This window comes from Pantoea sp. BS_8 (genome assembly GCF_041954965.1).
GTDB lineage: Bacteria > Pseudomonadota > Gammaproteobacteria > Enterobacterales > Enterobacteriaceae > Pantoea > Pantoea stewartii.
Genome location: NZ_JAVAXU010000001.1, coordinates 612110 through 637133, shown reverse-complemented (window position 1 = coordinate 637133; position 25024 = coordinate 612110). Strand labels below are relative to the sequence as shown.

23 protein-coding genes and 2 tRNA genes are annotated in these 25024 nt (G+C 52.5%); 11 read left to right on the top strand and 14 right to left on the bottom strand.

The genetic code is table 11. From position 1 onward, the window contains the following. Positions 1 to 64: 64 nt before the first annotated feature. The 4 genes from RAC65_RS02935 to yeaG form a co-directional block, all read right to left on the bottom strand. Positions 65 to 298 (bottom strand): DUF1480 family protein, encoded by a 234-nt coding sequence (locus RAC65_RS02935; RefSeq protein WP_033741887.1) that lies wholly within the window; start codon positions 296 to 298, stop codon positions 65 to 67. A 77-nt stretch (positions 299 to 375) separates the two neighbouring features. Beyond that, entirely contained in the window at positions 376 to 2103 is a 1728-nt protein-coding gene (locus RAC65_RS02930; protein ID WP_033741886.1) for a potassium/proton antiporter, read from the bottom strand. A 248-nt stretch (positions 2104 to 2351) separates the two neighbouring features. Continuing rightward, the gene (locus tag RAC65_RS02925) at positions 2352 to 3626 is read right to left on the bottom strand and encodes a YeaH/YhbH family protein (protein WP_006119424.1); all 1275 of its coding nucleotides are present in this window, start codon (positions 3624 to 3626) and stop codon (positions 2352 to 2354) included. A 93-nt stretch (positions 3627 to 3719) separates the two neighbouring features. Beyond that, on the bottom strand, positions 3720 to 5654 hold the full coding sequence (gene yeaG, locus RAC65_RS02920) for a protein kinase YeaG (RefSeq protein WP_006119423.1): 1935 nt from the start codon (positions 5652 to 5654) through the stop codon (positions 3720 to 3722). A gap of 422 nt (positions 5655 to 6076) precedes the next feature. On the opposite strand from yeaG, the gene RAC65_RS02915 reads away from it, so the two are divergent. After that, positions 6077 to 6826: a MipA/OmpV family protein gene (locus tag RAC65_RS02915; RefSeq protein WP_375096328.1), complete on the top strand. Its 750-nt coding sequence runs from the start codon at positions 6077 to 6079 to the stop codon at positions 6824 to 6826. Positions 6827 to 6899: 73 nt separating this feature from the next. Further along, the gene (locus tag RAC65_RS02910) at positions 6900 to 7751 is read left to right on the top strand and encodes an aldo/keto reductase (RefSeq protein WP_172912566.1); all 852 of its coding nucleotides are present in this window, start codon (positions 6900 to 6902) and stop codon (positions 7749 to 7751) included. 7 nt (positions 7752 to 7758) lie between these two features. On the opposite strand, the gene RAC65_RS02905 is transcribed toward RAC65_RS02910, so the two are convergent. After that, positions 7759 to 8634, bottom strand: coding sequence for a D-hexose-6-phosphate mutarotase (locus RAC65_RS02905; protein ID WP_039343042.1), 876 nt, complete (start codon positions 8632 to 8634; stop codon positions 7759 to 7761). A 72-nt stretch (positions 8635 to 8706) separates the two neighbouring features. Continuing rightward, positions 8707 to 9705: a glyceraldehyde-3-phosphate dehydrogenase gene (gapA, locus tag RAC65_RS02900; RefSeq protein ID WP_006119418.1), complete on the bottom strand. Its 999-nt coding sequence runs from the start codon at positions 9703 to 9705 to the stop codon at positions 8707 to 8709. A gap of 340 nt (positions 9706 to 10045) precedes the next feature. Between gapA and msrB the strand changes: the two genes are divergently transcribed. Together msrB and RAC65_RS02890 are read left to right on the top strand one after the other, a co-directional pair. Beyond that, positions 10046 to 10456: a peptide-methionine (R)-S-oxide reductase MsrB gene (msrB, locus tag RAC65_RS02895; protein ID WP_006119417.1), complete on the top strand. Its 411-nt coding sequence runs from the start codon at positions 10046 to 10048 to the stop codon at positions 10454 to 10456. Positions 10457 to 10458: 2 nt separating this feature from the next. Then, positions 10459 to 10740, top strand: coding sequence for a YeaC family protein (locus RAC65_RS02890; protein WP_006119416.1), 282 nt, complete (start codon positions 10459 to 10461; stop codon positions 10738 to 10740). Positions 10741 to 10824: 84 nt separating this feature from the next. Here RAC65_RS02890 and pncA read toward each other — a convergent pair whose 3' ends face one another. From pncA to sppA, 3 genes are all read right to left on the bottom strand, one after another. Next, entirely contained in the window at positions 10825 to 11433 is a 609-nt protein-coding gene (gene pncA, locus RAC65_RS02885) for a bifunctional nicotinamidase/pyrazinamidase (RefSeq protein WP_006119415.1), read from the bottom strand. A gap of 16 nt (positions 11434 to 11449) precedes the next feature. Further along, positions 11450 to 12463: an asparaginase gene (gene ansA, locus RAC65_RS02880; protein WP_033741878.1), complete on the bottom strand. Its 1014-nt coding sequence runs from the start codon at positions 12461 to 12463 to the stop codon at positions 11450 to 11452. Between the two features lie 85 nt (positions 12464 to 12548). Beyond that, positions 12549 to 14414: a signal peptide peptidase SppA gene (gene sppA / locus RAC65_RS02875; protein WP_039343039.1), complete on the bottom strand. Its 1866-nt coding sequence runs from the start codon at positions 14412 to 14414 to the stop codon at positions 12549 to 12551. Positions 14415 to 14586: 172 nt separating this feature from the next. Between sppA and RAC65_RS02870 the strand changes: the two genes are divergently transcribed. The 3 genes from RAC65_RS02870 (at position 14587) to RAC65_RS02860 (ending at position 17602) form a co-directional block, all read left to right on the top strand. After that, positions 14587 to 15138, top strand: coding sequence for an NAD(P)H nitroreductase (locus RAC65_RS02870; RefSeq protein ID WP_006119410.1), 552 nt, complete (start codon positions 14587 to 14589; stop codon positions 15136 to 15138). 257 nt (positions 15139 to 15395) lie between these two features. Then, positions 15396 to 17312: a DNA topoisomerase III gene (locus tag RAC65_RS02865; RefSeq protein WP_375096327.1), complete on the top strand. Its 1917-nt coding sequence runs from the start codon at positions 15396 to 15398 to the stop codon at positions 17310 to 17312. After that, a complete protein-coding gene (locus tag RAC65_RS02860) occupies positions 17312 to 17602 on the top strand; it encodes a YnjH family protein (RefSeq protein WP_006119407.1) in 291 nt (96 codons plus the stop codon). The genes RAC65_RS02865 and RAC65_RS02860 overlap by 1 nt, the downstream gene beginning before the upstream one ends. A 39-nt stretch (positions 17603 to 17641) precedes the next feature. Here RAC65_RS02860 and xthA read toward each other — a convergent pair whose 3' ends face one another. The 5 genes from xthA to RAC65_RS02835 all read right to left on the bottom strand — a co-directional run bounded on the left by xthA (position 17642) and on the right by RAC65_RS02835 (position 20423). Beyond that, positions 17642 to 18448, bottom strand: a complete 807-nt coding sequence (gene xthA / locus RAC65_RS02855; RefSeq protein ID WP_054633684.1) for an exodeoxyribonuclease III — start codon at positions 18446 to 18448, stop codon at positions 17642 to 17644. A 265-nt stretch (positions 18449 to 18713) separates the two neighbouring features. Beyond that, positions 18714 to 18798: transfer RNA gene (locus RAC65_RS02850), tRNA-Tyr, on the bottom strand. A gap of 35 nt (positions 18799 to 18833) precedes the next feature. After that, positions 18834 to 18918 (bottom strand) — tRNA-Tyr (locus RAC65_RS02845). A gap of 144 nt (positions 18919 to 19062) precedes the next feature. Next, a complete protein-coding gene (gene purU, locus RAC65_RS02840) occupies positions 19063 to 19911 on the bottom strand; it encodes a formyltetrahydrofolate deformylase (protein ID WP_006119405.1) in 849 nt (282 codons plus the stop codon). A gap of 56 nt (positions 19912 to 19967) precedes the next feature. Beyond that, a complete protein-coding gene (locus tag RAC65_RS02835) occupies positions 19968 to 20423 on the bottom strand; it encodes a YchJ family protein (protein WP_006119404.1) in 456 nt (151 codons plus the stop codon). Between the two features lie 97 nt (positions 20424 to 20520). On the opposite strand from RAC65_RS02835, the gene rssA reads away from it, so the two are divergent. The 4 genes from rssA (at position 20521) to RAC65_RS02815 (ending at position 25011) form a co-directional block, all read left to right on the top strand. Further along, a complete protein-coding gene (gene rssA / locus RAC65_RS02830) occupies positions 20521 to 21432 on the top strand; it encodes a patatin-like phospholipase RssA (protein WP_039343037.1) in 912 nt (303 codons plus the stop codon). A 99-nt stretch (positions 21433 to 21531) separates the two neighbouring features. After that, positions 21532 to 22548 (top strand): two-component system response regulator RssB, encoded by a 1017-nt coding sequence (rssB, locus tag RAC65_RS02825; RefSeq protein ID WP_006119402.1) that lies wholly within the window; start codon positions 21532 to 21534, stop codon positions 22546 to 22548. A gap of 195 nt (positions 22549 to 22743) precedes the next feature. Beyond that, positions 22744 to 23646: a UTP--glucose-1-phosphate uridylyltransferase GalU gene (gene galU, locus RAC65_RS02820; RefSeq protein ID WP_006119401.1), complete on the top strand. Its 903-nt coding sequence runs from the start codon at positions 22744 to 22746 to the stop codon at positions 23644 to 23646. 24 nt (positions 23647 to 23670) lie between these two features. Next, a complete protein-coding gene (locus tag RAC65_RS02815) occupies positions 23671 to 25011 on the top strand; it encodes a UDP-glucose/GDP-mannose dehydrogenase family protein (protein ID WP_006119399.1) in 1341 nt (446 codons plus the stop codon). Positions 25012 to 25024 lie beyond the last annotated feature (13 nt).

Genomic DNA, 25024 nt, shown 5'->3' with positions numbered 1-25024 from the left:
AGATATTCAGGTCCATTTTTAGGAATTACCGCCAAACGGGCTGACTGGCGGTAATCCTCCGGGCTTACGCGGGTTTTTTTAATACCCAGCGGTCTTGTTGTTTATCGTAATGACCGATCGCTAATATCACTTCTTTACCGTCGATCCAGGCCGGTACGCTGGTTTCCTGATCCCAGCCGTCAAGCTGATAACTCAGGCCGGGATTGGTGTGGCAGGGAATACTCACCGTCACCGGGTCTTCGCTGCTGAATTCCGCATCAACAATTTCATAGCGACCAATTTTAACCACGTGACTCATGGATAACTCCCGTTTTAACTGAATGTTATAAAAGCGTAGTGCAATTCAGCTAATTAAACCGCGCTATTTAAATAAGATTATTCTTTGTCTTCATTGGGGCGTACGCCAATTTTAACAATATGATTATCTTCTTTCTCCGCCACCGTCCATGTCAGTTGATTCCATTCTATCTGGTCACCGACCACAGGTGCCCCGCCTAACATACTCATCATCAACTGACCCAGCGACTGTTGCGCGTTCGTATCTTCGTCGAGTTCAAGGCCATAAATCTGCGCGACATCATGAAGTCGCGCGTCGGCATCCAGAATAAAGTCGCCGAAGAAACGTTGATCCAGCGAGACAGGCGGCGACTGACTGAACATTTTACCCAGCGCAGGCAGATCGCGCTCACGGCCAATCACACAAATCACGTCATTCTCTTTTAAACGCGTTGCGCCGTTGGGGTGCATTAACACGTTATCCCGAAACAGTGCGGCGATACGGGTTTCACGTGGCATCTGTAAATCCCGCAGCGCCGCGCCCACGCACCATTTGTCGGCGCTGAGCTGATAGACGAACTGCTCCCACGGATTCTCCGGATGAATATCCAGCCCGATACGGCTAATCGGAGAGGCGGTAGGCGGAACCACCACTTTGGCTTTCTTCGCCGCAAAGCCCAGCGAGGTGCCCTGTAGCATCAGGGAAACCAGCACCACGAAAAACGCAATATTAAAATAGAGCGAGGCATTCTCCAGACCGGCCATCATCGGGAAGACGGCCAGGATAATCGGCACTGCTCCGCGCAGACCGACCCAGCTGATAAAGATACGCTCCCGCGCCGTGAAGCCACGGAACGGTAACAGGCCGATAAACACCGACAGCGGACGTGCTACCAGAATTAACCACAGGGACAGAATCATCGCCGGAACAGCGATATGCCAGAGGTCGGAGGGGGTGACTAACAATCCCAGTACGATAAACATGCCGATCTGGCTGAGCCAGGCCATACCGTCAAAGGTCTGCAAAATGCCGAAACGGTTGCGGATAGGGCTGTTACCCAGTAAGAAGCCGCACAGATAGACGGCGAGGATGCCGCTGCCTTCCAGCACGGTGGTCAACGCAAAGACCAGAATGCCGCCGCTCAGTGCCAGTAAGGGATACAGGCCGGGAGCCAGATTCATGCGGTTAATCAGTTGCTGCAGGGCCCAGCCACCGCCCAGACCGAGGACAATCCCCAGACCGAACTGCTGAATCAGATGCACCACGAACATCCAGTCCAGACCGGTTCGTCCCTGCTCAATCATTTCGATCAGCGTAATGGTCAGAAACACCGCCATTGGGTCATTGCTGCCGGACTCAATTTCCAGCGTGGCACTGACACGTTCATTCAGACCTTTGTCACCGAGCAGGGAAAATACCGCTGCCGCGTCGGTGGAGCCGATAATCGCACCAATCAGGAAGCCCTGCATCATATCGAGCCTGAACAGCCAGGCCGCGACCATGCCAGTCAGGCCTGCCGTAATGATCACGCCTACGGTTGCCAGTGATAAGGCCGGTCCGAGCGCCACCTTAAAGGAGCTGGCTTTGGTGCGCATGCCGCCGTCCAGCAGGATGATTGCCAGGGCAAGGTTAGAGATCAGGTAGGCCGCCGGATAGTTATCAAATGCGATGCCGCCAATACCGTCAATGCCGGCCAGCATGCCCAGCGCCAGAAAAATCACCAGGATAGGAATGCCCAATCGGGACGAAAAGGAACTGAGCAAGATACTCGACGCAACCAGCACGGATCCAATAATGAAAAGACTATAAACAATAGTGTGGTTCAAACGCGGTCTCCTGAGATACGGCAGACAATGTTAACTAAGGTGTAGAAACATCCATGCTATGTCTGCAAGATAATTTTTTATCAATGAGTTGTCATTGTCATTTTGCAATTTATCTTAATTGCTAATGCACTGGATAATCCCAGTTAACAAGGCTAATAGGGGAGTTAGATAGCTTGCAGCAGGCAAGACCGCATTTTAAGAGGTTATAAATACAATAAAAAAAGCCGACTGGGCGTCGGCTTAGTGTCTCAGGCTTCCATTGCCTGTTTGTGAAACAGCTCACGAAACACAGGATAAATATCTTCGGGCTCCCGGATGTGCTGGATCGCAAAGTTGTCGAACATTGACTGCAGATGTTCGTATTCGCGCCATAAGGTCTGATGCGCGCGACGTGTTATCTCGATGTAGGTGTAGTAACGCACCACCGGCAACAGGTTTTTTGCCAGAATCTCGTGGCAGAGCGGTGAATCGTCTGCCCAGTTGTCACCATCCGACGCCTGCGCGGCGTAGATATTCCATTGCGCCGGATCGTAGCGCTCCTTCACAACCTCATCCATCAGTTTCAGTGCGCTGGAGACGATGGTGCCGCCGGTTTCCTGCGAATAGAAGAACTCCTGCTCATCGACCTCTTTGGCCTGAGTATGATGGCGGATGTAGACTACCTCGACGTTTTTATAAGTCCGGCTGAGGAACAGATAGAGCAAAATATAAAAGCGTTTTGCCATATCTTTCGTCGCCTGATCCATCGAGCCGGAGACATCCATCAGGCAAAACATGACCGCCTGACTGGAAGGCTCGGGCCGCTTCTCGAAGTTTTTATAGCGCAGGTCAAAGGTGTCAATAAAGGGCACTCTGTCAATGCGCGCGCGCAGTTCGGCAATCTCCTTGCGCAGGCGTTCCTCTTCGAGTAACTGAGCGGGCTCTGACTTTTCTACTTCGCTGAGGGCATCCTCAAGCTCATGGAGCTGGCGGCGCTTACCTGCCGTCATCGCAGTACGTCGGGCCAGGGAATTTTGTAAAGAACGGACCACGCTGATGTTGGCGGGAACGCCATTCGAGGTAAATCCGGCACGGTGCGTTTTGTACTCATTCAACTGGCGGTGCTGATTTTTCCGCAGATTGGGCAGCGCCAGATCCTCAAACAGCAGATCCAGATATTCATCTTTGGAAATTTGAAAAACAAATTCATCCTCACCTTCACCATCCTGACTGGCATTTCCCTGACCTGAACCGCTACCGCCCCCGCCTTGTGGGCGTTCAACACGGTCATTTTGCACGAAGTGATCATTGCCTGGATGAACGCGATGACGTTGTCCACCACGCCCCTGATGAAAAATGGGTTCATTGATATCATCTACGGGAATAGAGACGGATTCGCCACTGCTGACGTCGGTTACCGAGCGTTTGTTAATGGCCTCGGAAATCGACTGCTTAATCTGCGACTTGTAACGACGTAAGAAGCGCTGGCGATTAACCGCACTCTTGTTTTTACCGTTCAGTCGGCGATCGATAAAATAGGCCATGATGTTCCCCCAAACTACATTGCAAGCAGGCCGGGCTGGCCCGACCTTAATATGACCGGTGCTGTCCCGCACCGGTTTGCTTACAGACTTTGATCAGGACGATTTACGCACGCGCAGATACCATTCACACAGCAGGCGAACCTGTTTGCGGGTATAGCCTTTTTCCATCATGCGATCGACAAAATCGTCGTGTTTCTTCTGCTCATCCGTAGAGGTTTTGGTGTTGAACGAGATAACCGGCAACAGCTCTTCGGTATTGGAGAACATCTTTTTCTCAATGACCGTACGGAGTTTTTCATAGCTGGTCCAGTTGGGATTTCTGCCATTATTATGCGCTCTTGCACGCAGCACAAAATTGACAATTTCATTACGGAAATCTTTAGGGTTACTAATCCCGGCAGGCTTCTCAATTTTCTCCAGCTCGGCATTCAGCGATTCACGGTCAAATAATTGTCCGGTATCCGGATCGCGATACTCCTGATCCTGAATCCAGAAATCCGCATAAGTTACATAACGGTCGAAAATATTCTGACCATATTCGGAATAGGATTCCAGATAAGCTGTTTGAATCTCTTTGCCAATAAACTCCGCATATTTAGGAATTAAATAGCCTTTGAGATGCTCAAGGTATTTTTCCGCCTGATCCTGTGGGAACTGCTCACGTTCAATCTGCTGTTCCAACACATAGAACAGGTGCACCGGGTTGGCGGCAACTTCAGCATGGTCAAAGTTAAACACGCGTGACAGGATTTTAAAGGCGAAACGCGTCGACAGGCCATTCATGCCTTCGTCCACGCCCGCATAATCGTGGTACTCCTGCCAGGATTTCGCTTTCGGGTCGGTATCCTTCAGGCTTTCACCATCGTACACGCGCATTTTCGAATAGATGCTCGAGTTATCGGGATCTTTCAGACGCGACAGGATAGAGAAGCGCGCCAGCGTCTCAAGCGTGCCAGGTGCACAAGGCGCAGTGGACAGCTCACTGTGATTCAGCAGCTTTTCATAAATCTTAATTTCCTCAGACACGCGCAGGCAGTAAGGCACTTTAACGATGTAAACACGGTCGAGGAAAGCCTCGTTGTTTTTATTGTTGCGGAAGGTCACCCATTCGGATTCGTTTGAGTGCGCCAGGATGATGCCGTTAAACGGCAGGGCTGAAATCCCTTCCGTACCGTTGTAGTTTCCTTCCTGCGTGGCGGTGAGGAGAGGATGCAGAACCTTAATCGGCGCTTTAAACATCTCAACGAATTCCATGATGCCCTGGTTGGCCCGGCACAGTGCGCCAGAGTAACCGTAGGCATCAGGATCGTTTTGCGCGTGGTTTTCAAGTTTGCGAATGTCGACCTTACCGACCAACGCAGAGATATCCTGGTTATTCTCATCGCCCGGCTCTGTCTTGGCGATGGCTAACTGCTCAAGAATCGATGGCCAGACTTTAACGACTTTAAAGCGTGTAATATCCCCGCCAAAGTCATGCAGACGTTTGGCGGCCCAGGGCGACATAATGGTGCCAAGGTAGCGACGCGGTACGCCGTACTCTTTTTCCAGAATGTTAGCGTCTTCCTGCGGGTTGAACAGGCACAGCGGATGGTCGTTGACCGGACTGCGTTCGCCGTCGGCGCTGAGCACGTAGATAGGGACGCGTTGCATCAGCGATTTCAGGCGCTCAGCCAGGGAGGACTTACCGCCACCCACCGGACCCAGTAAATAGAGAATCTGCTTCTTCTCTTCAAGGCCTTGCGCTGCGTGTTTCAAATAGGAAACGATCTGCTCAATCGCTTCCTCCATACCGTAAAACTCTTCGAACGCTGGGTAACGTCCCATAACCCGGTTAGAAAAGATTCTGGAAAGGCGTGGCTCCTGGGCAGTGTCGACCATTACTGGCTCACCAATAGCCATTAAGAGTCGCTCTGCTGCGTTGGCGTATGCACTGCGATCCTGTTTACAGATAGTCAGAAATTCCTGCAGTGTGAACTCTTCGTCCTTGGCAGCTTCATAACGCTGACGATAGTGATCGAATATATTCATAGCGATGCCCGTCCTTTCGTTTTTAGCACAGGTAAAGGAGCAATAATCAGTGCTCGTACAGCTCCCGGAAGATATTAATCTGTTTACTACAGCAACCCTTATGCCAACCTGATCGTTCTTATCGGGATGCACAACTTTTATGGTTACTTGGTAAGTACAAAAACTCGGGTATTAAGTTTAACTGTAGAAGGCATTCAGGAAATTTCATCATAGATTTTTGATTAGTGAGCCACATATCAATAACAAAATCATTTTGTTGCGAAACGTTTTTCCTCAGTTAACCCCCGTTCTGTGATGCCTTCAACCCGGTTATGCCACATTCTGCGGCAAACGCGGTAGATGATTTTGATATAAGGTTAATTCAGTCTGTAAAAAGCGTTAGACTCTATGTGTGATTGTTATATTTATGGAATGAATAAATTGTGAACCAATTCAAACTTAACGTGCTTATTGCACTTATCCCTTGTTATTTTCTGGGCCAGTCAGTACAAGCCGCACCCTTATCACTCGGTGCATCAGTGATTTATGCGCAGTCACCTTATCATGGTGGACAGGACCGCTATTTGCCTGTTCCCATCATCAATTACGAAGGGGAAAAATTCTGGTTTAACACCCTGCAGGGTGGCTATTACGTGTGGAAAGACCCACAGGATCAGCTCTCTCTGTCGCTGTTGGGTTCGCCGCAGCAATACGACCCGGATGACAATGATCTGGGGGATATGAAGGGGCTGGATAAGCGCCGGATGACGTTGATGGGCGGGGTGACTTACCGGCACACGGATGACTGGGGCATCATACGGACCTCATTGTTAGGCGATGTGCTTAACAACAGCAACGGTATCGTCTGGGATTTGACCTATCTTTACCGTTTCAGCTTTGGCGACTTTACCTTTACGCCGGGAATTGGTGCATTGTGGAACAGCGCGAATCAAAACCGCTACTACTATGGCGTATCGGGTAACGAAAGCGATCGGACCGGAATTCGTCGTTATCATCCGGATGACAGCTGGTCGCCTTATGTGGAAATGAACGCCAGCTACAGCATTACCCCGCAGTGGAATGCCAGTCTTTCAGGGCGTTACACCCGCTTTGCCAGCGAAATCAAAGACAGTCCGATGGTTGATAAAAGCGGACAGTTTACGGTCTGGACAGGCGTCAGCTATACCTTCTGATGCGGCGCACCCTGGGAGTGCAGGCTGTGCTCTATCAGGGTGCATATGCCCCCATTTAGTGCAGGAGAACCCGATGACAAAATATATCGATATTGCAGGTCAGCGTCAGATTCCGGCAATCGGTCTTGGCACCTGGTATATGGGGGAGGATCCCGCCAGCCGGCAACAGGAAATCAGTGCGCTTCAGGCAGGGCTGGATGCCGGTTTGCGGCTGGTGGATACCGCTGAAATGTATGCAGAGGGTGGCGCCGAAGAAGTGGTAGGCGATGCCCTGAAGGGACGGCGTGATGAGGCCCTGCTGGTATCGAAAGTTTATCCATGGAATGCCGGGAAACAGGATGCCATCGCCGCCTGCGAGGCCAGCCTGCGTCGTCTGCAAACGGATCGAATTGATTTGTATCTTTTGCACTGGCGCGGCAGTGTGCCACTCGACGAAACCATCAGCGCGATGCAGACTTTGCAGCAGCAGGGCAAAATTCGTGCGTGGGGTGTTTCAAACTTCGACAGCGAGGACATGGACGCCCTGTGGGCCGAAACGGGTGGCGAAAATTGTGCCACCAATCAGGTGCTTTATCATCTGGGTTCCCGCGGTATTGAATACGATTTGCTACCGCTCTGTCGCCAGCGCGCGATGCCGGTCATGGCGTATTGTCCCCTGGCACAGGCCGGTCGGTTACGCAGTCAGCTGTTTACCGACCCCGCTCTGAACGCAATTGCCCGCCAAAAAGGCATCACCGTGGCACAGCTTCTGCTGGCCTGGGCGATTCGGGATGGCGATGTCCTTGCCATCCCTAAAGCCAGTTCACTGGTACATGTTCGTGAAAATGCGGCTGCGCTGGACATTACCCTGAGCGAGGAGGACTGTCTCAGACTCGACAGGGCTTTTCCGCCGCCACAACACAAACTGCCGCTGGATGTGGTCTGAACGCGCTTCAGGCCTTATTTTTCAAACGTATTGTCGTCGCCAGTCGGGCAGGCTTGTCGCCTGCACTGCGCAACGGTTTGCTGATGCGCGCGGTTTCAACACACACCATCGTTTTATAACCCTCATTTGGCATGTCCGCCATGCTACACGACAGCGCCACACCGGGATTCCACGTGACAACGTCACTATGGTGATGGTGGTACACTTCAATTTGCCGTTTTCCAGCCAGATCGTTGATAACTGAACAGTCTTTTGGCGCAGTGAAGATACGATCCACGCGCTCGGTAAAGCGCTGTTTACCCTCGCTCTGACCCGGCTGGTTATCTTTGACCTTGTCGATGTAATGTTCACCCAGTCCGGTGACCTCAACGCTCGCACTGTCCGCCACGTTAAAATAGCTGTGTAGCGCGGCTGTCGATTCATAATCACCGTAGGCTTCCAGCTCAATTTCGCAATGCTGGCCCAGACGGAAGCGGGCGATAAGGGTAAAGTCATGCGGCCACAGCTTCAGCGTTTGTGGGGTACTTTCCAGCACAAATGTCAGCAGCACGCCGTCTTCGTTTTCATCATGCGCAGAGAGCGTCCATGACTGATTTCGGGCAAAGCCATGGGCAGGCTCTCCTGCCGGTCCAAACCAGGGCCAGCAAATCGGTACACCGCCGCGAATCGCCTTACCAGGCAGGAAAGGGCTCTTATCGCTCAGCCAGATGACGGGCTTCTCACCGCTCGGTTGCCAGGCAATCAGATGCGCGCCCTGTAAGGTCACGGCCGCCCGTACACGCGGATGGCTGACAATGATAACCGGGAGTTCACCCACCTGACGTTGCGACAGATAAGGCGTGATTTGTTTAACCACGGGAAGGGAAAAGAGTTTGTCTTGCATGCCTGACTCCATAGTAAAGGGATCAAAAAAAGGGTGACCGAAGTCACCCTTATTGTCTCGTGTCTGGCTGCCTTATTTAGCAGCAACCAGCGCAATCAGGTCGAGAACTTTGTTTGAATAACCGGTTTCGTTATCGTACCAGGAAACCAGTTTAACGAAGTTGTCATTCAGCGCGATACCGGCTTTGGCATCGAATACTGAGGTCAGAACTTCGCCGTTGAAGTCGGTAGAAACCACGTCATCTTCAACGTAGCCCAGCACGTCTTTCATCTCGCCTTCAGCCGCGGCTTTGATAGCGGCACAAATTTCTTTGTAAGACGCAGCTTTTTCCAGACGAACGGTCAGGTCAACAACAGAAACGTTAGGCGTAGGTACGCGGAATGCCATACCGGTCAGTTTGCCGTTCAGTTCTGGCAGCACTTTACCTACCGCTTTAGCGGCGCCGGTAGAAGACGGGATGATGTTCTGTGATGCACCACGACCACCGCGCCAGTCTTTGTGAGACGGGCCATCAACAGTTTTCTGCGTTGCGGTAGTGGCGTGTACGGTGGTCATCAGGCCTTCAACGATACCAAATTTATCGTTGATGACTTTTGCCAGCGGGGCCAGGCAGTTAGTGGTACAAGAGGCGTTAGAAACGATGTCCTGGCCCTGGTATTTGTCGAAGTTAGCACCACGAACAAACATTGGGGTGTCATCTTTAGATGGACCGGTCAGAACCACTTTTTTCGCGCCAGCAGTGATGTGCTTACGTGCGGTTTCGTCGGTCAGGAAGATACCGGTTGCTTCAGCAACGACGTCAACGCCCACTTCGCCCCACTTCAGGTTAGCCGGATCTTTCTCAGCGGTAACACGGATTTTCTTACCGTTAACAACCAGAGCGCCGTCCTGTACTTCAACGGTGCCGTCAAAACGGCCGTGAGTAGAGTCGTACTTCAGCATGTACGCCATGTAGTCAGCGTCCAGCAGGTCGTTGATAGCAACGATTTCGATGTCAGAGCGCTGTTGAGCAGCACGGAAAACGATGCGACCGATACGGCCAAAACCGTTGATACCTACTTTGATAGTCATATATTCCACCAGCTAGTTGTTAGTGAATAAAAGGTTGGCTGTAAAATTACAAAAACCTTACCAGGCGTCAAGCGGAATCGTGTCAATTGTTGCGACAGGTCAATCCACCGAACAGGAATTATTTGATGCGCAACCGCTTGCGCGCTTCCGCGAACATCGTGCTCTGTTGAAACCTTCGCCGAATATATAGGGATATGCCAGAGAAAAGGTGATCAAAATCACAAATCCACCTTGTAAGATACGGACCGAAGGGCAGAGCACAAAAAAAGACCCGACTAATGTTGATCATTTGTTAGAATACTAGTCGATTTTTTCAGAATGACATCCCGGAATTGCTCAAATGCCTAAAGAAACCGCACCCGACGCAAAAATCGCCCAGTTAACTGAGATGCAGCGCTATGTCACGCAACAGCGTGGCACGGAGCCGCCGTACAGCGGTGCGCTGCTGCATAACAAGCAGGAAGGGATTTATCACTGCCTGGTGTGCAACGCGCCCTTGTTTCTTTCAGAGACGAAATACGATTCAGGCTGTGGCTGGCCGAGTTTTTATGAGCCCGTCAGCGATGAGGCTATTCGTTATCTGGAAGATAACTCGCACGGTATGCAGCGTATTGAAATCCGTTGCGGCAACTGTGATTCTCATCTCGGCCATGTTTTTCCTGATGGGCCGCAGCCGACCGGTGAGCGTTACTGTGTGAACTCAGCCTCGCTGAACTTCACCAGTCCACAAGGCGACGAGATTAAGGGCTAACAATGAAACAGCAACTTGAAGCCATGCTTGATGCTATGACACCTGAAATTTATGAACGCCTGATGACGGCCGTTGAAACCGGAAAATGGCCGGATGGAGTGGCGCTGACGCAGCAACAGCGTGATAACAGCCTGCAGTTGGTTATGATGTGGCAGGCGCGCAATAATGATGCGCCACAGCATATGACCATCGGCAAAAATGGCGAAATGGTGACCAAATCGAAAAAGCAGTTGAAAGAAGAGTTTGGTATCGAACCGGACGTCACGCGCATTCATCTGCATTAATGGCGCGGTAAGTCGCCAGTCAGCCACGCACAGGCGGGCATGGTATGGAAGAGCAAAAAGGGCTGGCGTATAGCCAGCCCTTTTTCAGATAATGACGGCGCCCTGAGCCGCCATCTGCGCCAGCGCGATGTCGCTGTCTTCTGGGTTGAGATTAACGCCACGGCAGCCTGCCGCCACGACCTCGACCTGATAACCCAGTTCAAGTGCATCCAGCACGCTGTACTTCACGCAGTAATCCGTCGCCAGGCCCAGCATGACCAGATGCGTGATATCGCGTGCGCGTAACCAACTGTCCAGTTCTGTCTTGCGTCGGTGTCCGTTGTCAAAAAAGGCGCTGTAGCTGTCTACGTCCTGATCTTGCCCTTTATGGAAAACCGCATCGAACAGGCTGCGATCAAGTCCGGGATGAAAATCAGCCCCCGCAGAATGCTGCACGCCATGATCCGGCCACCAGATCTGTGGCAGGCCGTTGAGTTCACCGAGAGTATAGACAGGTTCGCCGGATACGGAAGCAAAACTACCGTGATCGGCTGGATGCCAGTCCTGCAGGGCTACGACGCACTCACCATTCTCATGAAAAGCACGGGCGTAGCGGTTAGCAACCTCGACCGTATGATCGCCTTCTTTGACGGCCATTGGGCCGCCGGGGCAGAAGTCGTTCTGGATGTCGATAATGATTAATGCCCGTTTCATTGCCGTTGACTCCATCTTAGTCGTCTGTCAGTTCGCCACGCAGGTTCTGCTGCATTTTGGCGCGGATCTGATCGCTGGACAGATCCTGGCTCAACAGATAGTGAAGTTTCGTCAGCGCTGCTTCAACCGTCAGATCAAAGCCGCTGATGACGCCAGCGTGCTCCAGAGCATTCCCGGTGGCATAGCCACCCATATTGACCTTGCCAGAAATACACTGGGTCAGGTTGACGACCACAATGCCGCGTTCGCTGGCCTGCTGAAGTTCAGACAGAAACTCGGCGTTTTGCGGCGCGTTACCGACACCGTACGAGCGTAAAATCAGCGCCTTAACCGGCTGACGTAAAAAGTTACGCACGACATCTGCAGAGATGCCCGGATAAATTGTCACCACGCCAATAGGTTGCGGGGTAATGGTATGAACAATCAGCTCGCCTTTGCCCTGAGGTGCAGGCGGCGTATTAAGACGACGGATATGAATCCCGGCTTCCAGCAAGGCTGACAGGTTGGGCGACGCAAAAGCGTTGAAACCGTCCGCGTGCGCTTTAGTGGTACGGTTACCGCGATAGAGTGTGTTGTTGAAAAACAGCGTCACCTCATTGATGGGATAATTCGCAGCGACGTAAAGGGAATTAAGCAGGTTTTGTTGGCCATCGGAACGCAGTTCGGCTAACGGAATCTGTGAGCCCGTAACGATGACCGGCTTAGCCAGATTTTCGAGCATAAACGACAGGGCAGAGGCGGTAAATGCCATGGTATCCGTGCCGTGCAGAATGACAAAACCATCATAGCGATCATAGTTCAGCCGGATATCTTCGGCGATCGACTGCCAGTCCTGCGGGGTCATGTCAGAAGAGTCAATCAGAGGCTGATACTCATGAATCGTGAAGTCAGGCATTTCCGGGCGATGGAACTCAGGCATCTTCGCCAGTTCCTGCTGCAGATGACCAGAAACCGGAATATAACCTTGAGCAGAACGTTGCATACCGATGGTACCGCCCGTGTAGGCAACGTAAATATTTTTCTTTTGCATAGGTAAACTCAGACTTGCCGTAAAACGGGCAGTATAAGGGGAACAGCAGGGAAAAGCAGCCCGACAAGCAGTCGGGCTGAGAGGTTTATCGCACTTCGCCGCAGTTCAGGCAGAAGGCATAGCGGTTTTGCGGATCGTTCAGATGGTCAAACAGGCCGGGCTGATTCTTCATCGCGCTCATCACATCGTACATGGGCGCAGGCAGCCAGGCTTTCATCGTGTCAGGCAGCACGGCCTGAACAGACGCGTTCATCTGATTCAGCATCACGTCAAGGAAGCCGGGATCTTCCTGATACCAGTCAAGCTCTGGCTGGGAAACCTTCGCCAGCTCAGCCGCTTTTTTCACCGCATCGTCAAAATCGCCCAGCGCATCGACCAGACCATTGGCTTTGGCATCGCTGCCCGTCCAGACGTGCCCCTGCGCGATGGCATCGATCTGTTCCGGTGTTTTATGGCGCGATGTCGCCACCAGCCCCACGAAGTTGTGGTAGCCGTTTTCAATGGTCAACTGCATCAGTTGCTGCACTTCCTCAGGCAGCGCTTTGGTGCTTGCGACGTCTGCCAGGGGTGAGGTCGCGACGCCATCGGTATGCACACCAATCGAGGCCAGGCTGTTCTCCAGCGTGTTAATCACGCCAAAGATGCCGATAGAGCCGGTCAGCGTGCTGGGGCTGGCAATAATGTAGCTGGCTGGCGTCGAGATCCAGTAGCCGCCCGAGGCTGCCATACCGCCCATGGAGACCACAATCGGTTTGCCTGCCGCTTTCGCTGCGGCCAGTTCCGAACGAATCGCTTCGGACGCCGTAACGCTGCCGCCCGGGCTGTTCACCCGCAAAATAATGGCCTTGATTTTGGGATCCAGTCGCGCATCGCGGATCTGCGCCGCTGTCGTATCGCCGCCCACATTACCCGGTGTTTCATCACCATCAATTATGGCACCGCTGGCAAGAATCACGGCAATGTTGCCTTTTTGCTGGCTGGCATCCTGTTTAACGTTGTAATCATAAATGCTGACGTTACGGTAATCGTTGTTTTGCTTATCGAAGCCAAATGCCTGGATAAGCGCCTGGTCCGCGTCAGCGCGTGAGCCCAGCACATCGACCAGTTTGTTATCCAGCGCATATTTTCCGGTATCGCCCTTAACAGCCTGCAGACCTGCGATAATAGCGGCAGCGCCAGGGAACAGCTGCTCAGGCGTAATCTGGCGGTTAGCAGACACGGTATTCAGATAATTTTGCCAGAGCTGGCCAATCCAGCGGCTATCTGCGTCACGCGCCGCTGGCGACATATCGTCACGCAGGAAGGGCTCAACGGCTGATTTATAGGTGCCCACGCGGAAAACGTGTGAATTGACTTTCAGCTTGTCGAGCAACGTTTTGTAGTAGAGACCGTTGGTGGCAAAGCCGTGCAAATCAACGGTGCCCTGTGGCGACAGATAGATTTTCGTCGCATAGCTGGCAAGGTAGTACTGCGCCTGGCTATAGCTGTCGCCTAAGGCGTAAACAGGCTTACCGCTGTCGCGGAACTCGCGTAACGCTTTACCTACATATTGCAGAGAAGGCTGATCGCCGCCAGCAAAATCACGCAGGTCTAAAACCAGACCTTTAATATTGCTGTCACCTTTGGCCTGACGAATAGCATCCACTACATCAAACAGGGAATTTTCCTGCAGACGATCGCTACTGGTGCCTAATAACTGACGACCAATTTTGCTCAGACGGTTGCTGACGGAGGGTTTGTCGACCAGCACACCGGTCAAATCCACTTTTAGCGCACCTTGCTGTACCGGGGCGGAGGAACGGCTGCCTGAGCCGCTGATCTGAAGCCAGATCCCAACACAGACAATAATTAAGAAAACCAGAAACAGGTTGAGAATACATTCCCTGATAAAATTCAACACTCGCCAGGTCCAGCGGAACAGACCCGCAATTATTCGCCACAGTGTGCGCATCACATTCTCCATTTTGATATAGCCGGAAATAGCCACCAGGCGGGCCAGGTCTCCGTTAACGACCTCATCCTAAAGAGCAGCGAAACAAAAGTCAGCAGGAAATCACCCTGGACTGTTACAAAAAATCCACTTGTGCCAGGATTACCCGTGCTTTTACTGTCAGGAGAAAAACATGGACGCACTAGAATTACTGGTTAATCGTCGTTCGGCCTCGCGTCTGGCGGAACCGGCCCCCAGCGGTGAAGCGCTGGATAACATCCTGCGCGCGGGCATGCGCGCACCCGATCACGGCGGCCTGCAACCCTGGCGATTTATTATTGTTGAAAATGAAGGCCGCGATCGCCTGAGTCAGCTACTGGAAAAAGCGGCGCGGGACAACCAGATGGATGAGAAAGCCATCAATAAAGCCAGTCAGGCGCCGTTCCGTGCGCCCATGATCATCACCGTCGTGGCGCACTGCGAGATCAATCACAAGGTACCGCGCTGGGAACAAATCGCCTCTGCCAGCTGTGCCGTGATGGCGATGCAGATGGCTGCTGTCGCCCAGGGCTTTAATGGCATCTGGCGGAGCGGCGTCTGGACCGACGATCCGCAGGTGCGTGAGGCGTTCGGCTGCCGTGAGCAGGACGCGATTGTGGGCTTCCTCTATCTGGGCACGCCGCAGCTTAAGTCCAGCACCACCGTGGTTCATCCCGACACGGCACCCTTCGTCCGCTATTTCTGAACCTGTCTGAACCGCGCGATGCGCGGTAAACTGCGCACGTAATGAGCGAAGCGTTTCCTCGCAGATCCGGCACGCTTATCAGCAGCGTGCCGCCAGGCTACTATAGCGCTGTCTTCACTGGCAGCGCCGCGTGCTGTGTCCGGGGAAACCGGCTGCCTGCATCCGATGGCGCCAGGCCGTGATCCTGCACTGTCGTCGTGCACGGGGCAGGCGCTGCCATCATTGTTGTTCGCTGACGTTAAGGATTACCCGATTTAATGCGTTTGTTTATAGCAGAGAAACCCAGCCTCGGACGGGCCATTGCCGATGTGTTACCTAAACCGCACCGCCGCGGTGAGGGATTCATTGCCTGTGGCAATGATCAGGTCGTCACCTGGTGCATAGGGCATTTACTTGAGCAGGCGCAGCCCGATGCTTATGACGGCCGTTATGCACGCTGGTCACTGGCCGATCTGCCCATTATTCCTGAAAAGTGGCGCCTGCAGCCGCGGCCCTCTGTCGCTAAGCAGCTTAAAGTGGTTGAGGGGTTGCTGGCGCAGGCGGACGAAGTGGTTCACGCCGGTGACCCGGATCGGGAAGGGCAACTGTTAGTGGACGAAGTGCTGGATTACCTGCAACTGCCCGCCGAGAAACGCAGTAAGGTGCAGCGCTGCCTGATCAACGATCTCAATCCTCAGGCGGTCGAACGCGCAGTCAGTCGCCTGCGTGAAAACCGTGAGTTTATCCCCCTGTGTGTTTCCGCCCTGGCTCGCGCCCGGGCGGACTGGCTGTATGGCATCAACATGACCCGCGCCTGGACGTTAATGGGCCGTAATGCCGGTTACGATGGCGTATTGTCGGTGGGGCGGGTGCAAACACCCGTGCTGGGGCTGGTGGTGCGCCGCGACGAAGAGATCGAAAACTTTGTGCCGAAAGACTATTTTGAAGTTAAAGCGCATATCGTGACGCCAGATGACATCCGCTTTGTTGCCAACTGGGTCCCCAGTGAAGCCTGTGAGCCCTGGCAGGATGAAGAAGGGCGCTTACTCAAGCGGAGTCTGGCAGAGCATGTGGTTGCCCGCATTACCGGTCAGCCTGCGCGTGTCACCGCATACAGTGATAAGCGCGAAAGCGACACTGCGCCACTCCCGTTTTCGCTCTCGGCACTGCAGATTGAGGCGGCAAAACGCTTTGGCCTGAGCGCGCAGGCGGTGCTGGATATCTGTCAGCGGTTGTATGAAACCCACAAACTGATTACCTATCCCCGTTCCGACAGTCGCTATTTGCCCGATGAGCATTTTGCTGGTCGTCACGCAGTGCTGAATGCCATTCAGGTTCACCAGCCCGATCTGACGCCGCCTGCGGAGTTTGATGCCGATCGTAAAAACCGCTGTTGGGACGACAAAAAAGTGGATGCGCACCATGCCATTATTCCCACAGCACGCGCCAGCGCTGTCAGGCTGAATGACAATGAACAGCAGGTTTATGGCCTGATCGCGCGTCAGTATCTGATGCAGTTCTGCCCGGATGCGATGTTTCGTAAATGCACTATTGAACTGGATATTGCGGGCGGTAAATTCGTGGCGAAGGCCCGCTTTCTGGCTGAGGCGGGCTGGCGTGCTTTGCTGGGCAGTAAAGAGCGTGATGAAGAAAATGACGGCATGCCGCTGCCGGTCGTGGCGGAAGGGGACGTCCTGCTGTGTGAGCACGGCGAGGTGCTGGCCAAGCAAACGCAGCCACCTCGCCATTTTACAGATGCCACGCTTCTGTCAGCCATGACCGGTATTGCGCGTTTTGTTCAGGATAAAGAATTAAAGAAAGTGCTTCGTGCGACCGATGGTTTAGGAACGGAAGCCACGCGCGCGGGGATCATAGAATTATTGTTCCGCCGGTCATTTTTACAGAAGAAAGGGCGCTATATTCATTCTACCGACACGGGTAAGGCGTTGATCCATTCGTTACCGGATCTGGCAGCCCGGCCGGACATGACCGCCCAGTGGGAATCGACACTGACACGGATTAGTGAAAAGGCCTGCCGTTACGATGAGTTTATGCAACCGCTGGTGCACACGCTGAGTGGGCTTATTCATCAGGCACGGCAGCAACCGTCGGGACAGGCGTTTCGTGGGTTACCGTCCACCGGACAAAAACGTCCGCAGCGCAAAGCACGGCGTAAAACTAAGGAAACCGAATAATGCGTAAAACTGCACTGCTCATGCTGGCCGCACTGATTGTCTGTGGGCCGGCCCAGGCGAATTATCATCCGTCTACAGGCGGAACTAATACGGATGTGATTGTTGATATGCCGCGGGAAGCCTGGACTCAGGGACAAAATAATCAGCAGAACTGTATGCAGTGCTGTATTTTCGAAAACCGCAATTATACCGAGGGCGCAGTCGTGAAATCAGAAGGCGTCCTGTTACAGTGCGCGCGTGACGAAAAATCGCTGGGGACGAACAATCTGATCTGGAAAATAGTGAAATAGAAAACGCGTGGTGGGCGGGCGCACCACGCGTCAGCGCTATCAGAAGCGGAAGGTTGACCAGACCGGGGCATGGTCAGAGGGTTTTTCCATGCCACGAATATCGTAGTCGATACCGCTTTCAATGCAGTGCGAGGCCAGCCCGGTGCTGGCCAGCAGCAGGTCAATGCGCAGACCGCGATTGTCATCGAACCCTTTAGAACGGTAATCGAACCAGGAAAAACGGTCACAGGTATCGGGATTATGCGCACGCCAGGTATCGACCAACCCCCAGCTTAACAGCCTGTCCATCCATTCCCGCTCTTCGGGCAGGAAAGAACACTTACCGGTACGCAGCCAGCGTTTACGGCTGTCTTCGCCAATCCCAATATCCAGGTCGGTGCTGCTGATATTCATATCGCCCATGATCAGCACGGGCTTATCCGCCGTAAGACTCTCGCTCAGATAGCTTTGCAGATCGCGGTAAAATTTTTCTTTGGCCGGAAACTTTGTCGGGTGGTCGCGGCTCTCGCCCTGCGGAAAATAGCCATTTATCACGGTAATATCGCCAATCGGGCTGGGGATTTCAGCCATGATCAGGCGACGCTGCGCATCCTCGCCATCGCCCGGAAACCCCCGACGCACGGAGACCGGCTGAACCTTGGTCAACAGTGCCACACCGTAATGGCCTTTCTGACCGTGATAAAACACGTTGTAGCCCAGCTTAGCCACATCCTCGAGCGGGAACATATCATCATGGACTTTCGTTTCCTGCAGACCAATGACGTCAGGCTGATGCTTCTCGACCAGTGCTTCGAGTTGATGGGGACGTGCCCGCAAGCCGTTAATATTGAATGAAATAAATTTCATGAGATAACCTTCAGCGAATGATAGGCAGGATGGTAGCGATTTTTGCCGGAAATGTCATGGCAGAGCAGGGCAATTTCAGCGAGTGGTGGACAGCACGGGCGAGAGAGCACGACCCATGGTCAGCGGGAACAGAAAACCAGAGTGGTTTCCAGAGGCGTTTTCTCAGGCGATGCCCGGCACGAACGCTGAACAAAGGTTCTTATCCCTTTTCGCACAGAACAGGCTGACTGATTTGCATGTCGGAATGAAGATGCTAAATGCGAGATGGTGGTGGGAGAAGGATTCGAACCTTCGAAGTCTGTGACGGCAGATTTACAGTCTGCTCCCTTTGGCCGCTCGGGAATCCCACCGGGGATGATTTGTAGGCTCAGGCAGCAGATTCAGATGGTGGTGGGAGAAGGATTCGAACCTTCGAAGTCTGTGACGGCAGATTTACAGTCTGCTCCCTTTGGCCGCTCGGGAATCCCACCAGGGACTGAATTGTTGTGCTCTGAAGCGGGGCGCATCATACCAAATGTATTCAGACTGTAAAGCGGACTCAGGCAAATCACGAACCGTTTGCCCACTTTTTACGCGTAGCGCTGGAATGTCAGCCAGTCCAGCGCCCGTGGCGGTTAAAGAATAATCGTGCGGTTGCCGTAAACAAACACACGCTGACCCAGCACTTTATCTAACGCGCGGCTCAGCACATTCTTTTCTACATCACGTCCGGCACGCATCATCTCTTCTGCTGTATAGCTGTGATCGACGTTGATGACGTCCTGCATAATGATCGGACCTTCATCCAGGTTGTCATTAACGTAGTGCGCCGTCGCACCAATGATTTTAACGCCGCGTTCATAAGCCTGGTGATAAGGGCGTGCGCCGATAAAGGCTGGCAGGAACGAGTGATGAATATTGATGATCTGATTCGGGTAGCGCTGGACGAAGCCCGGCGTCAGCACGCGCATATATTTGGCAAGCACGACATAATCTGGCTGGTAACGATCAATTTCGTCCGCCATCTTATTATCATGCTCTTCACGCGAAAGCCCTTCATGACTGACCAACACAAACGGAATATCAAAACGCTCGACCAGCGAGCGCAGCGTTTCATGGTTACCGATGACGGCGGCTATTTCCATATCCAGCCCGCCAAACGCGCTCTTCATCAGCAGGTCGCCCAGGCAGTGGGCTTCTTTGGTGACCAGAATAACGACGCGGCGACGGCCTGCGCTGTGCAGTTCACGTACCGAGCCCTGAGGAAGGGCGCTGTCAAGATCGGCCAGTAAAGTATTGTCGTTAAAAATCCCTTCCAGCTCTGTGCGCATGAAAAAACGCCCGGTGCGATGATCAACAAACTCATTGTTTTGCACGATATTCAGTTCGTGCTTGTAACAAATATTGGTGATTTTGGCGATCAGACCTTTTGCATCGGGACAAATGGTTCGTAAAACTTTTCTTTGCATGGTTTGCGCTTGCATCTCAATCAGAGTCCTGTCAAAGCATTAAGGGTAAAACCGTTACGCAGGCAACTGCCTTAACCGCAACATTTTTTGTATTTTTTGTCGGCGCCACATGGACAGCGATCGTTGCGCCCGATGGCGGGCGTCATTCCGTCGACATAGTACCAGCGACTGTCCTCGCGAAGAAAGCGTGAACGCTCGTACATCGCCCGATTAACACCGTTTTCAGCAAAACGTGCAAAAAAAGTGACGAAAGATTCGTCTTTGTGGCGCCCCTCATCACAACGTGTGATGTTCAGGCTGAGCCATTCAGTACCCGCGAAACTTTCAGTCACTAAGTCAGCCAGCGCCGGAACGCGGCTGGTGGGATGCCAGGTGGCGACGAGGTAATCGACGTCTTGTTTGACATAAGCGCAGTAGCGGGAGCGCATAAGTTGTTCAGCTGATAAGGGAATTTCTGTTCCTTTAACAAAGGGCTGACAACATAGGCTATACTGCTTGCCGCTACAGCATGGGCAAGATTCGGACACACATTCTCCTGTTAATAACAGTGATTGTTAATGATATCGTTTACTTTATCCGACCCACGCGTGTGATGCCATGTATTGACGCCAGGACCCGAGTAAGATGAGAAAGCAAAAAATTGGATTGGCTCTGGGTTCCGGTGCCGCCAAAGGATGGGCGCATATTGGCGTTATCGAAGCGTTGGAGAGCGCAGGTATCAACATTGATGTCGTGGCAGGCTGTTCCATCGGTGCACTGGTGGGCGCAGCTTACGTCAATCATCGTCTCCCGCACATGAAAAAGTGGGTGAGTGCGTTTAGCTACTGGGATGTCATCCGTCTGATGGATCTGTCCTGGCAGCGAGGCGGACTGTTACGCGGAGAACGGGTATTCAACCATGTCCGGCAACTCATTACGCACGACGCGATTGAATCGTGCGGAAAGCCGTTTGGTGTGGTGGCAACCAATTTAAGTACCGGTCGCGAGCTGTGGCTGACCGAGGGTGAATTACATCAGGCGGTACGTGCGTCCTGCAGTATGCCAGGTTTATTACCGCCCGTCGGCTACAATGGATATTGGCTGGTGGATGGTGCGGTGGTGAATCCGGTACCGATCTCCCTGACGCGCGCGCTGGGGGCGGATGTCGTGATTGCTGTCGATCTTCAGCACGACGCGCATCTGATGCCGCAGAATGCGATGGCGCTGACGCCGCAGAGTTCAGAAGAACATGCGGCAGCTGTGGCGCTCAATCTCGACTGGCGTGGGAAACTGCGACAGCGTCTGGTCAATTTTACGCAGCGCCGGGCCTCGCAAATGCCGGGCGCCATGGAGATCATGGCCACGTCCATCCAGGTGCTGGAAAATCGCCTGAAGCGAAACCGGATGGCAGGCGATCCGCCTGATGTGCTTATCCAGCCATTTTGTCCACAGATATCCACGTTGGATTTTCATCGTGCAGAAGAAGCAATTGCGGCTGGGAAGGTTGCCGTTGAGAAACAAATGGATGAATTATTACCGCTGGTCCGTAGAAGATAATCTGGTTGTTCACGCACAGATGTTACTTCGGTCTATTCTGAAAGGCGCAACTGCGTTTTATGAACCACTATTGATTTATCGGGTACGCAGGGGGATGGAATGGAAAAACCACTGATCGGCAAAAAGATACTCATTGTCGAAGATGAGGCCGTTTTCCGTTCGCTTTTAAACCAGTTTTTAACATCAATGGGGGCTGTCACTGTTGAGGCTGAAGATGGTCTGGAAGCTATTGCGCAACTGGATAAACATGCCGTCGAACTGGTGATTTGTGACCTGGAAATGCCGCGCATGAACGGAATTCAGTTTGTCGAACATCTGCGCAGCCACGGCAATACCTTGCCCATTCTGATAATTTCCGCGACCGAAAATATGTCCGACATCGCGCAGGTTTTACGTCTGGGCGTACAGGATGTGTTGCTAAAACCCCTGAAGAATTTTGAACGTTTCCGTGAAGCGGTATACGAATGCCTCTATCCGTCGATGTTTACCTCGAAAGTCGAGGAAGATGAACAGCTGTTTCAGGACTGGGATGCATTGGTGCGCGATCCTTCCGCTGCGGCAAAATTACTGAAAGAACTGCAGCCCCCGGTCCAGCAGCGCATTGCCCATTGTCGGGTAAATTATCGCCAGTTAACCATGGCAGAGCAGCCCGGGCTGGTGCTGGATATTGCGGCGTTATCTGACAAAGATTTGGCTTTTTATTGTCTCGATGTCACGCGTGCGGGCGACAATGGCGTGCTGGCGGCTTTATTATTGCGCGCCCTGTTTAACGGATTATTACAAGAACAGTTATCAGGACAGAAACAGCGATTACCTGAGTTAAGCAGTTTACTCAGACAGGTTAATCTGCTGCTACGGCAGGCGAATTTAACCGGACAGTTCCCTCTGTTAGTTGGATACTACCATCGCGGATTAAAAAACCTGGTGCTGGTTTCTGCTGGCCTGAATGCCACATTACATGTTCAGGCCCATCAAATTCAACTCAGTAATGGCGTTCCGCTTGGCACTATGGGCAGTACGCATATTAACCAGATTAGCCAGCGTGCGGACGACTGGCAGTGCCATATTTGGGGCGCCGGGGGCCGTATACGACTGATGTTATCGTCTGAGCAATAAACACCGAAGGGTAATTTATACTTACCCGCAAGACAGTGCCAGAAGTTAGCTTTACACTTGGGTAATAGTCTTAAATTCTACGGATAGATGCCTTCCAGGATAAATCCGTTCGCGAGTAACTGATATACTCATTTCCGAATTTAAACCGACATATCAAGCATTAAAACTTGAACGGCCTATAAGAGAGGTATTTTGATGTCTGCCTATAAGACCAAAGTTAAAAAAGCGGTAATCCCGGTAGCAGGTTTGGGTACGCGTATGCTTCCTGCGACGAAAGCGATTCCAAAAGAAATGTTACCGCTGGTTGATAAGCCGTTAATTCAGTATGTCGTTAACGAGTGTATTGCTGCGGGTATCAATGAAATTGTGCTGGTAACCCACTCGTCTAAGAACGCCATTGAAAACCATTTTGATACCAGTTTCGAACTGGAGTCGATGCTGGAAAAACGCGTTAAGCGTCAGCTGCTGGATGAAATTCAGTCCATCTGTCCTCCACACGTGACTATCATGCAGGTCCGTCAGGGCATCGCTAAAGGCCTGGGCCACGCGGTAATGTGCGCGCACCCGCTGGTCGGCGATGAGCCTGTTGCCGTCATCCTGCCTGATGTGATCATCGACGAATATGAATCAAACCCAACCAAAGATAACCTGGCAGAAATGCTGAGCCGTTATGAAGAGTCTGGCCGCAGCCAGATCATGGTTGAGCCTGTCAGCGATGTAACCGCTTATGGTGTTGTTGACTGCAAGGGCGCAGAACTGAACCCGGGCGACAGCGCACCGATGGTCGGTGTGGTTGAGAAACCAAAAGCGTCTGAAGCGCCTTCTAATCTGGCTGTGGTGGGGCGTTATGTTCTGTCCGCAGATATCTGGCCACTGCTGGCAAAAACGCCTCCAGGTGCAGGCGGTGAAGTACAGCTCACGGATTCTATCGCCATGCTGATGGAAAAAGAGACCGTTGAAGCTTACCACCTGAAAGGGGTCAGCCATGACTGCGGTAACAAACTGGGATACATGCAGGCTTTCGTCGAATATGGTGTTCGCCATCCGGTGCTGGGCAAAGAGTTCTCTGAGTGGCTCAATAAAACCGTTAGCGATTAAAAATTTACAACACAGGATAGCGTAATGAAAGTCACTGTATTTGGTATCGGCTATGTCGGTCTGGTTCAGGCTGCGGTGTTGGCCGAAGTCGGACATGACGTTCTCTGTATTGATGTCGATGAAAAAAAGGTTGAGAACCTCAAAAAGGGTCAGATTCCTATTTTTGAACCGGGCCTGACGCCGCTGGTTAAGTCTAACTATGAATCCGGTCGCCTGAAGTTCAGCACCGATGCTGCACTGGGCGTTAACCATGGCGTGATGCAGTTTATCGCCGTAGGCACACCGCCTGATGAAGATGGTTCGGCCGATCTGAAATATGTTACTGCCGTGGCACGTACCATTGCTCAGCATATGACCGATCATAAAGTGGTCATCGATAAATCTACCGTACCGGTTGGAACGGCTGACAGAGTCCGTGCGGTCATGACGGAAACCCTGCAGGCGCGTGATGCCAATATCAGCTTTGATGTGGTATCCAACCCCGAGTTCCTGAAAGAAGGGGCGGCGGTTGCTGACTGTATGCGTCCCGAGCGCATCGTTGTCGGCACGGATAATGATGCTGTCGTGGAACTGTTGCGTGAGCTCTATGAGCCCTTCAACCGTAACCACGATCGTATGATCCTGATGGATATTCGCAGTGCAGAGCTGACGAAGTACGCTGCCAACTGTATGCTGGCGACCAAAATCAGCTTTATGAATGAAATTTCCAATCTCGCGGAACGTTTAGGTGCGGATATCGAAAAAGTGCGCCAGGGGATTGGTTCTGACTCACGTATCGGCTATCACTTTATCTATCCTGGCTGCGGTTATGGCGGTTCCTGTTTCCCGAAAGATGTGCAGGCGCTCATTCGTACGGCGGAATCCATTGGCTATACACCACGTCTGTTAAAAGCGGTGGAAGACGTCAATGACAGCCAGAAAACTAAGCTGCCCGCCTTTATCAAACGTCATTTTGGTGACGATCTGAAAGGGAAGACGTTTGCGCTGTGGGGACTGTCGTTCAAACCGAATACCGACGATATGCGTGAAGCATCGAGCCGTGTATTGATGGAAGCGCTGTGGGAAGCAGGTGCGTCTGTACAGGCTTTCGATCCGGAAGCGATGGATGAAGCACAACGCATCTACGGTCACCGCGACGATTTGAAGCTGATGGGCACCAAAGAATCAGCGTTACAGGGCGCAGATGGCCTGGTAATTTGCACTGAGTGGCAAAATTTCCGTGCCCCTGACTTCGACGTGATCAAAAATGCACTGAAACAACCCGTGATTTTTGATGGACGTAACCTGTATGATCCAGAGCGTCTCAGCAAGCGCGGCTTCGTTTATTACGCTATTGGCCGCGGAGCGTCCATCCAGGCTGTGTGATTAATGAGGGATT

Excerpts from the sequence above, each read along its gene's own strand:
- pncA (WP_006119415.1), bottom strand. The coding sequence starts at position 11,433 with ATGAAACGGGCATTAATCATTATCGACATCCAGAACGACTTCTGCCCC.
- gapA (WP_006119418.1), bottom strand. The coding sequence starts at position 9,705 with ATGACTATCAAAGTAGGTATCAACGGTTTTGGCCGTATCGGTCGCATC.
- xthA (WP_054633684.1), bottom strand. The coding sequence starts at position 18,448 with ATGAAATTTATTTCATTCAATATTAACGGCTTGCGGGCACGTCCCCAT.
- RAC65_RS02905 (WP_039343042.1), bottom strand. The coding sequence starts at position 8,634 with ATGCAAGACAAACTCTTTTCCCTTCCCGTGGTTAAACAAATCACGCCT.
- RAC65_RS02890 (WP_006119416.1), top strand. The coding sequence starts at position 10,459 with ATGAAACAGCAACTTGAAGCCATGCTTGATGCTATGACACCTGAAATT.
- galU (WP_006119401.1), top strand. The coding sequence starts at position 22,744 with ATGTCTGCCTATAAGACCAAAGTTAAAAAAGCGGTAATCCCGGTAGCA.
- RAC65_RS02935 (WP_033741887.1), bottom strand. The coding sequence starts at position 298 with ATGAGTCACGTGGTTAAAATTGGTCGCTATGAAATTGTTGATGCGGAA.
- RAC65_RS02815 (WP_006119399.1), top strand. The coding sequence starts at position 23,671 with ATGAAAGTCACTGTATTTGGTATCGGCTATGTCGGTCTGGTTCAGGCT.
- purU (WP_006119405.1), bottom strand. The coding sequence starts at position 19,911 with ATGCAAGCGCAAACCATGCAAAGAAAAGTTTTACGAACCATTTGTCCC.
- RAC65_RS02910 (WP_172912566.1), top strand. The coding sequence starts at position 6,900 with ATGACAAAATATATCGATATTGCAGGTCAGCGTCAGATTCCGGCAATC.
- rssA (WP_039343037.1), top strand. The coding sequence starts at position 20,521 with ATGAGAAAGCAAAAAATTGGATTGGCTCTGGGTTCCGGTGCCGCCAAA.
- sppA (WP_039343039.1), bottom strand. The coding sequence starts at position 14,414 with ATGCGCACACTGTGGCGAATAATTGCGGGTCTGTTCCGCTGGACCTGG.
- rssB (WP_006119402.1), top strand. The coding sequence starts at position 21,532 with ATGGAAAAACCACTGATCGGCAAAAAGATACTCATTGTCGAAGATGAG.
- yeaG (WP_006119423.1), bottom strand. The coding sequence starts at position 5,654 with ATGAATATATTCGATCACTATCGTCAGCGTTATGAAGCTGCCAAGGAC.
- RAC65_RS02860 (WP_006119407.1), top strand. The coding sequence starts at position 17,312 with ATGCGTAAAACTGCACTGCTCATGCTGGCCGCACTGATTGTCTGTGGG.
- ansA (WP_033741878.1), bottom strand. The coding sequence starts at position 12,463 with ATGCAAAAGAAAAATATTTACGTTGCCTACACGGGCGGTACCATCGGT.
- msrB (WP_006119417.1), top strand. The coding sequence starts at position 10,046 with ATGCCTAAAGAAACCGCACCCGACGCAAAAATCGCCCAGTTAACTGAG.
- RAC65_RS02925 (WP_006119424.1), bottom strand. The coding sequence starts at position 3,626 with ATGGCCTATTTTATCGATCGCCGACTGAACGGTAAAAACAAGAGTGCG.
- RAC65_RS02870 (WP_006119410.1), top strand. The coding sequence starts at position 14,587 with ATGGACGCACTAGAATTACTGGTTAATCGTCGTTCGGCCTCGCGTCTG.
- RAC65_RS02865 (WP_375096327.1), top strand. The coding sequence starts at position 15,396 with ATGCGTTTGTTTATAGCAGAGAAACCCAGCCTCGGACGGGCCATTGCC.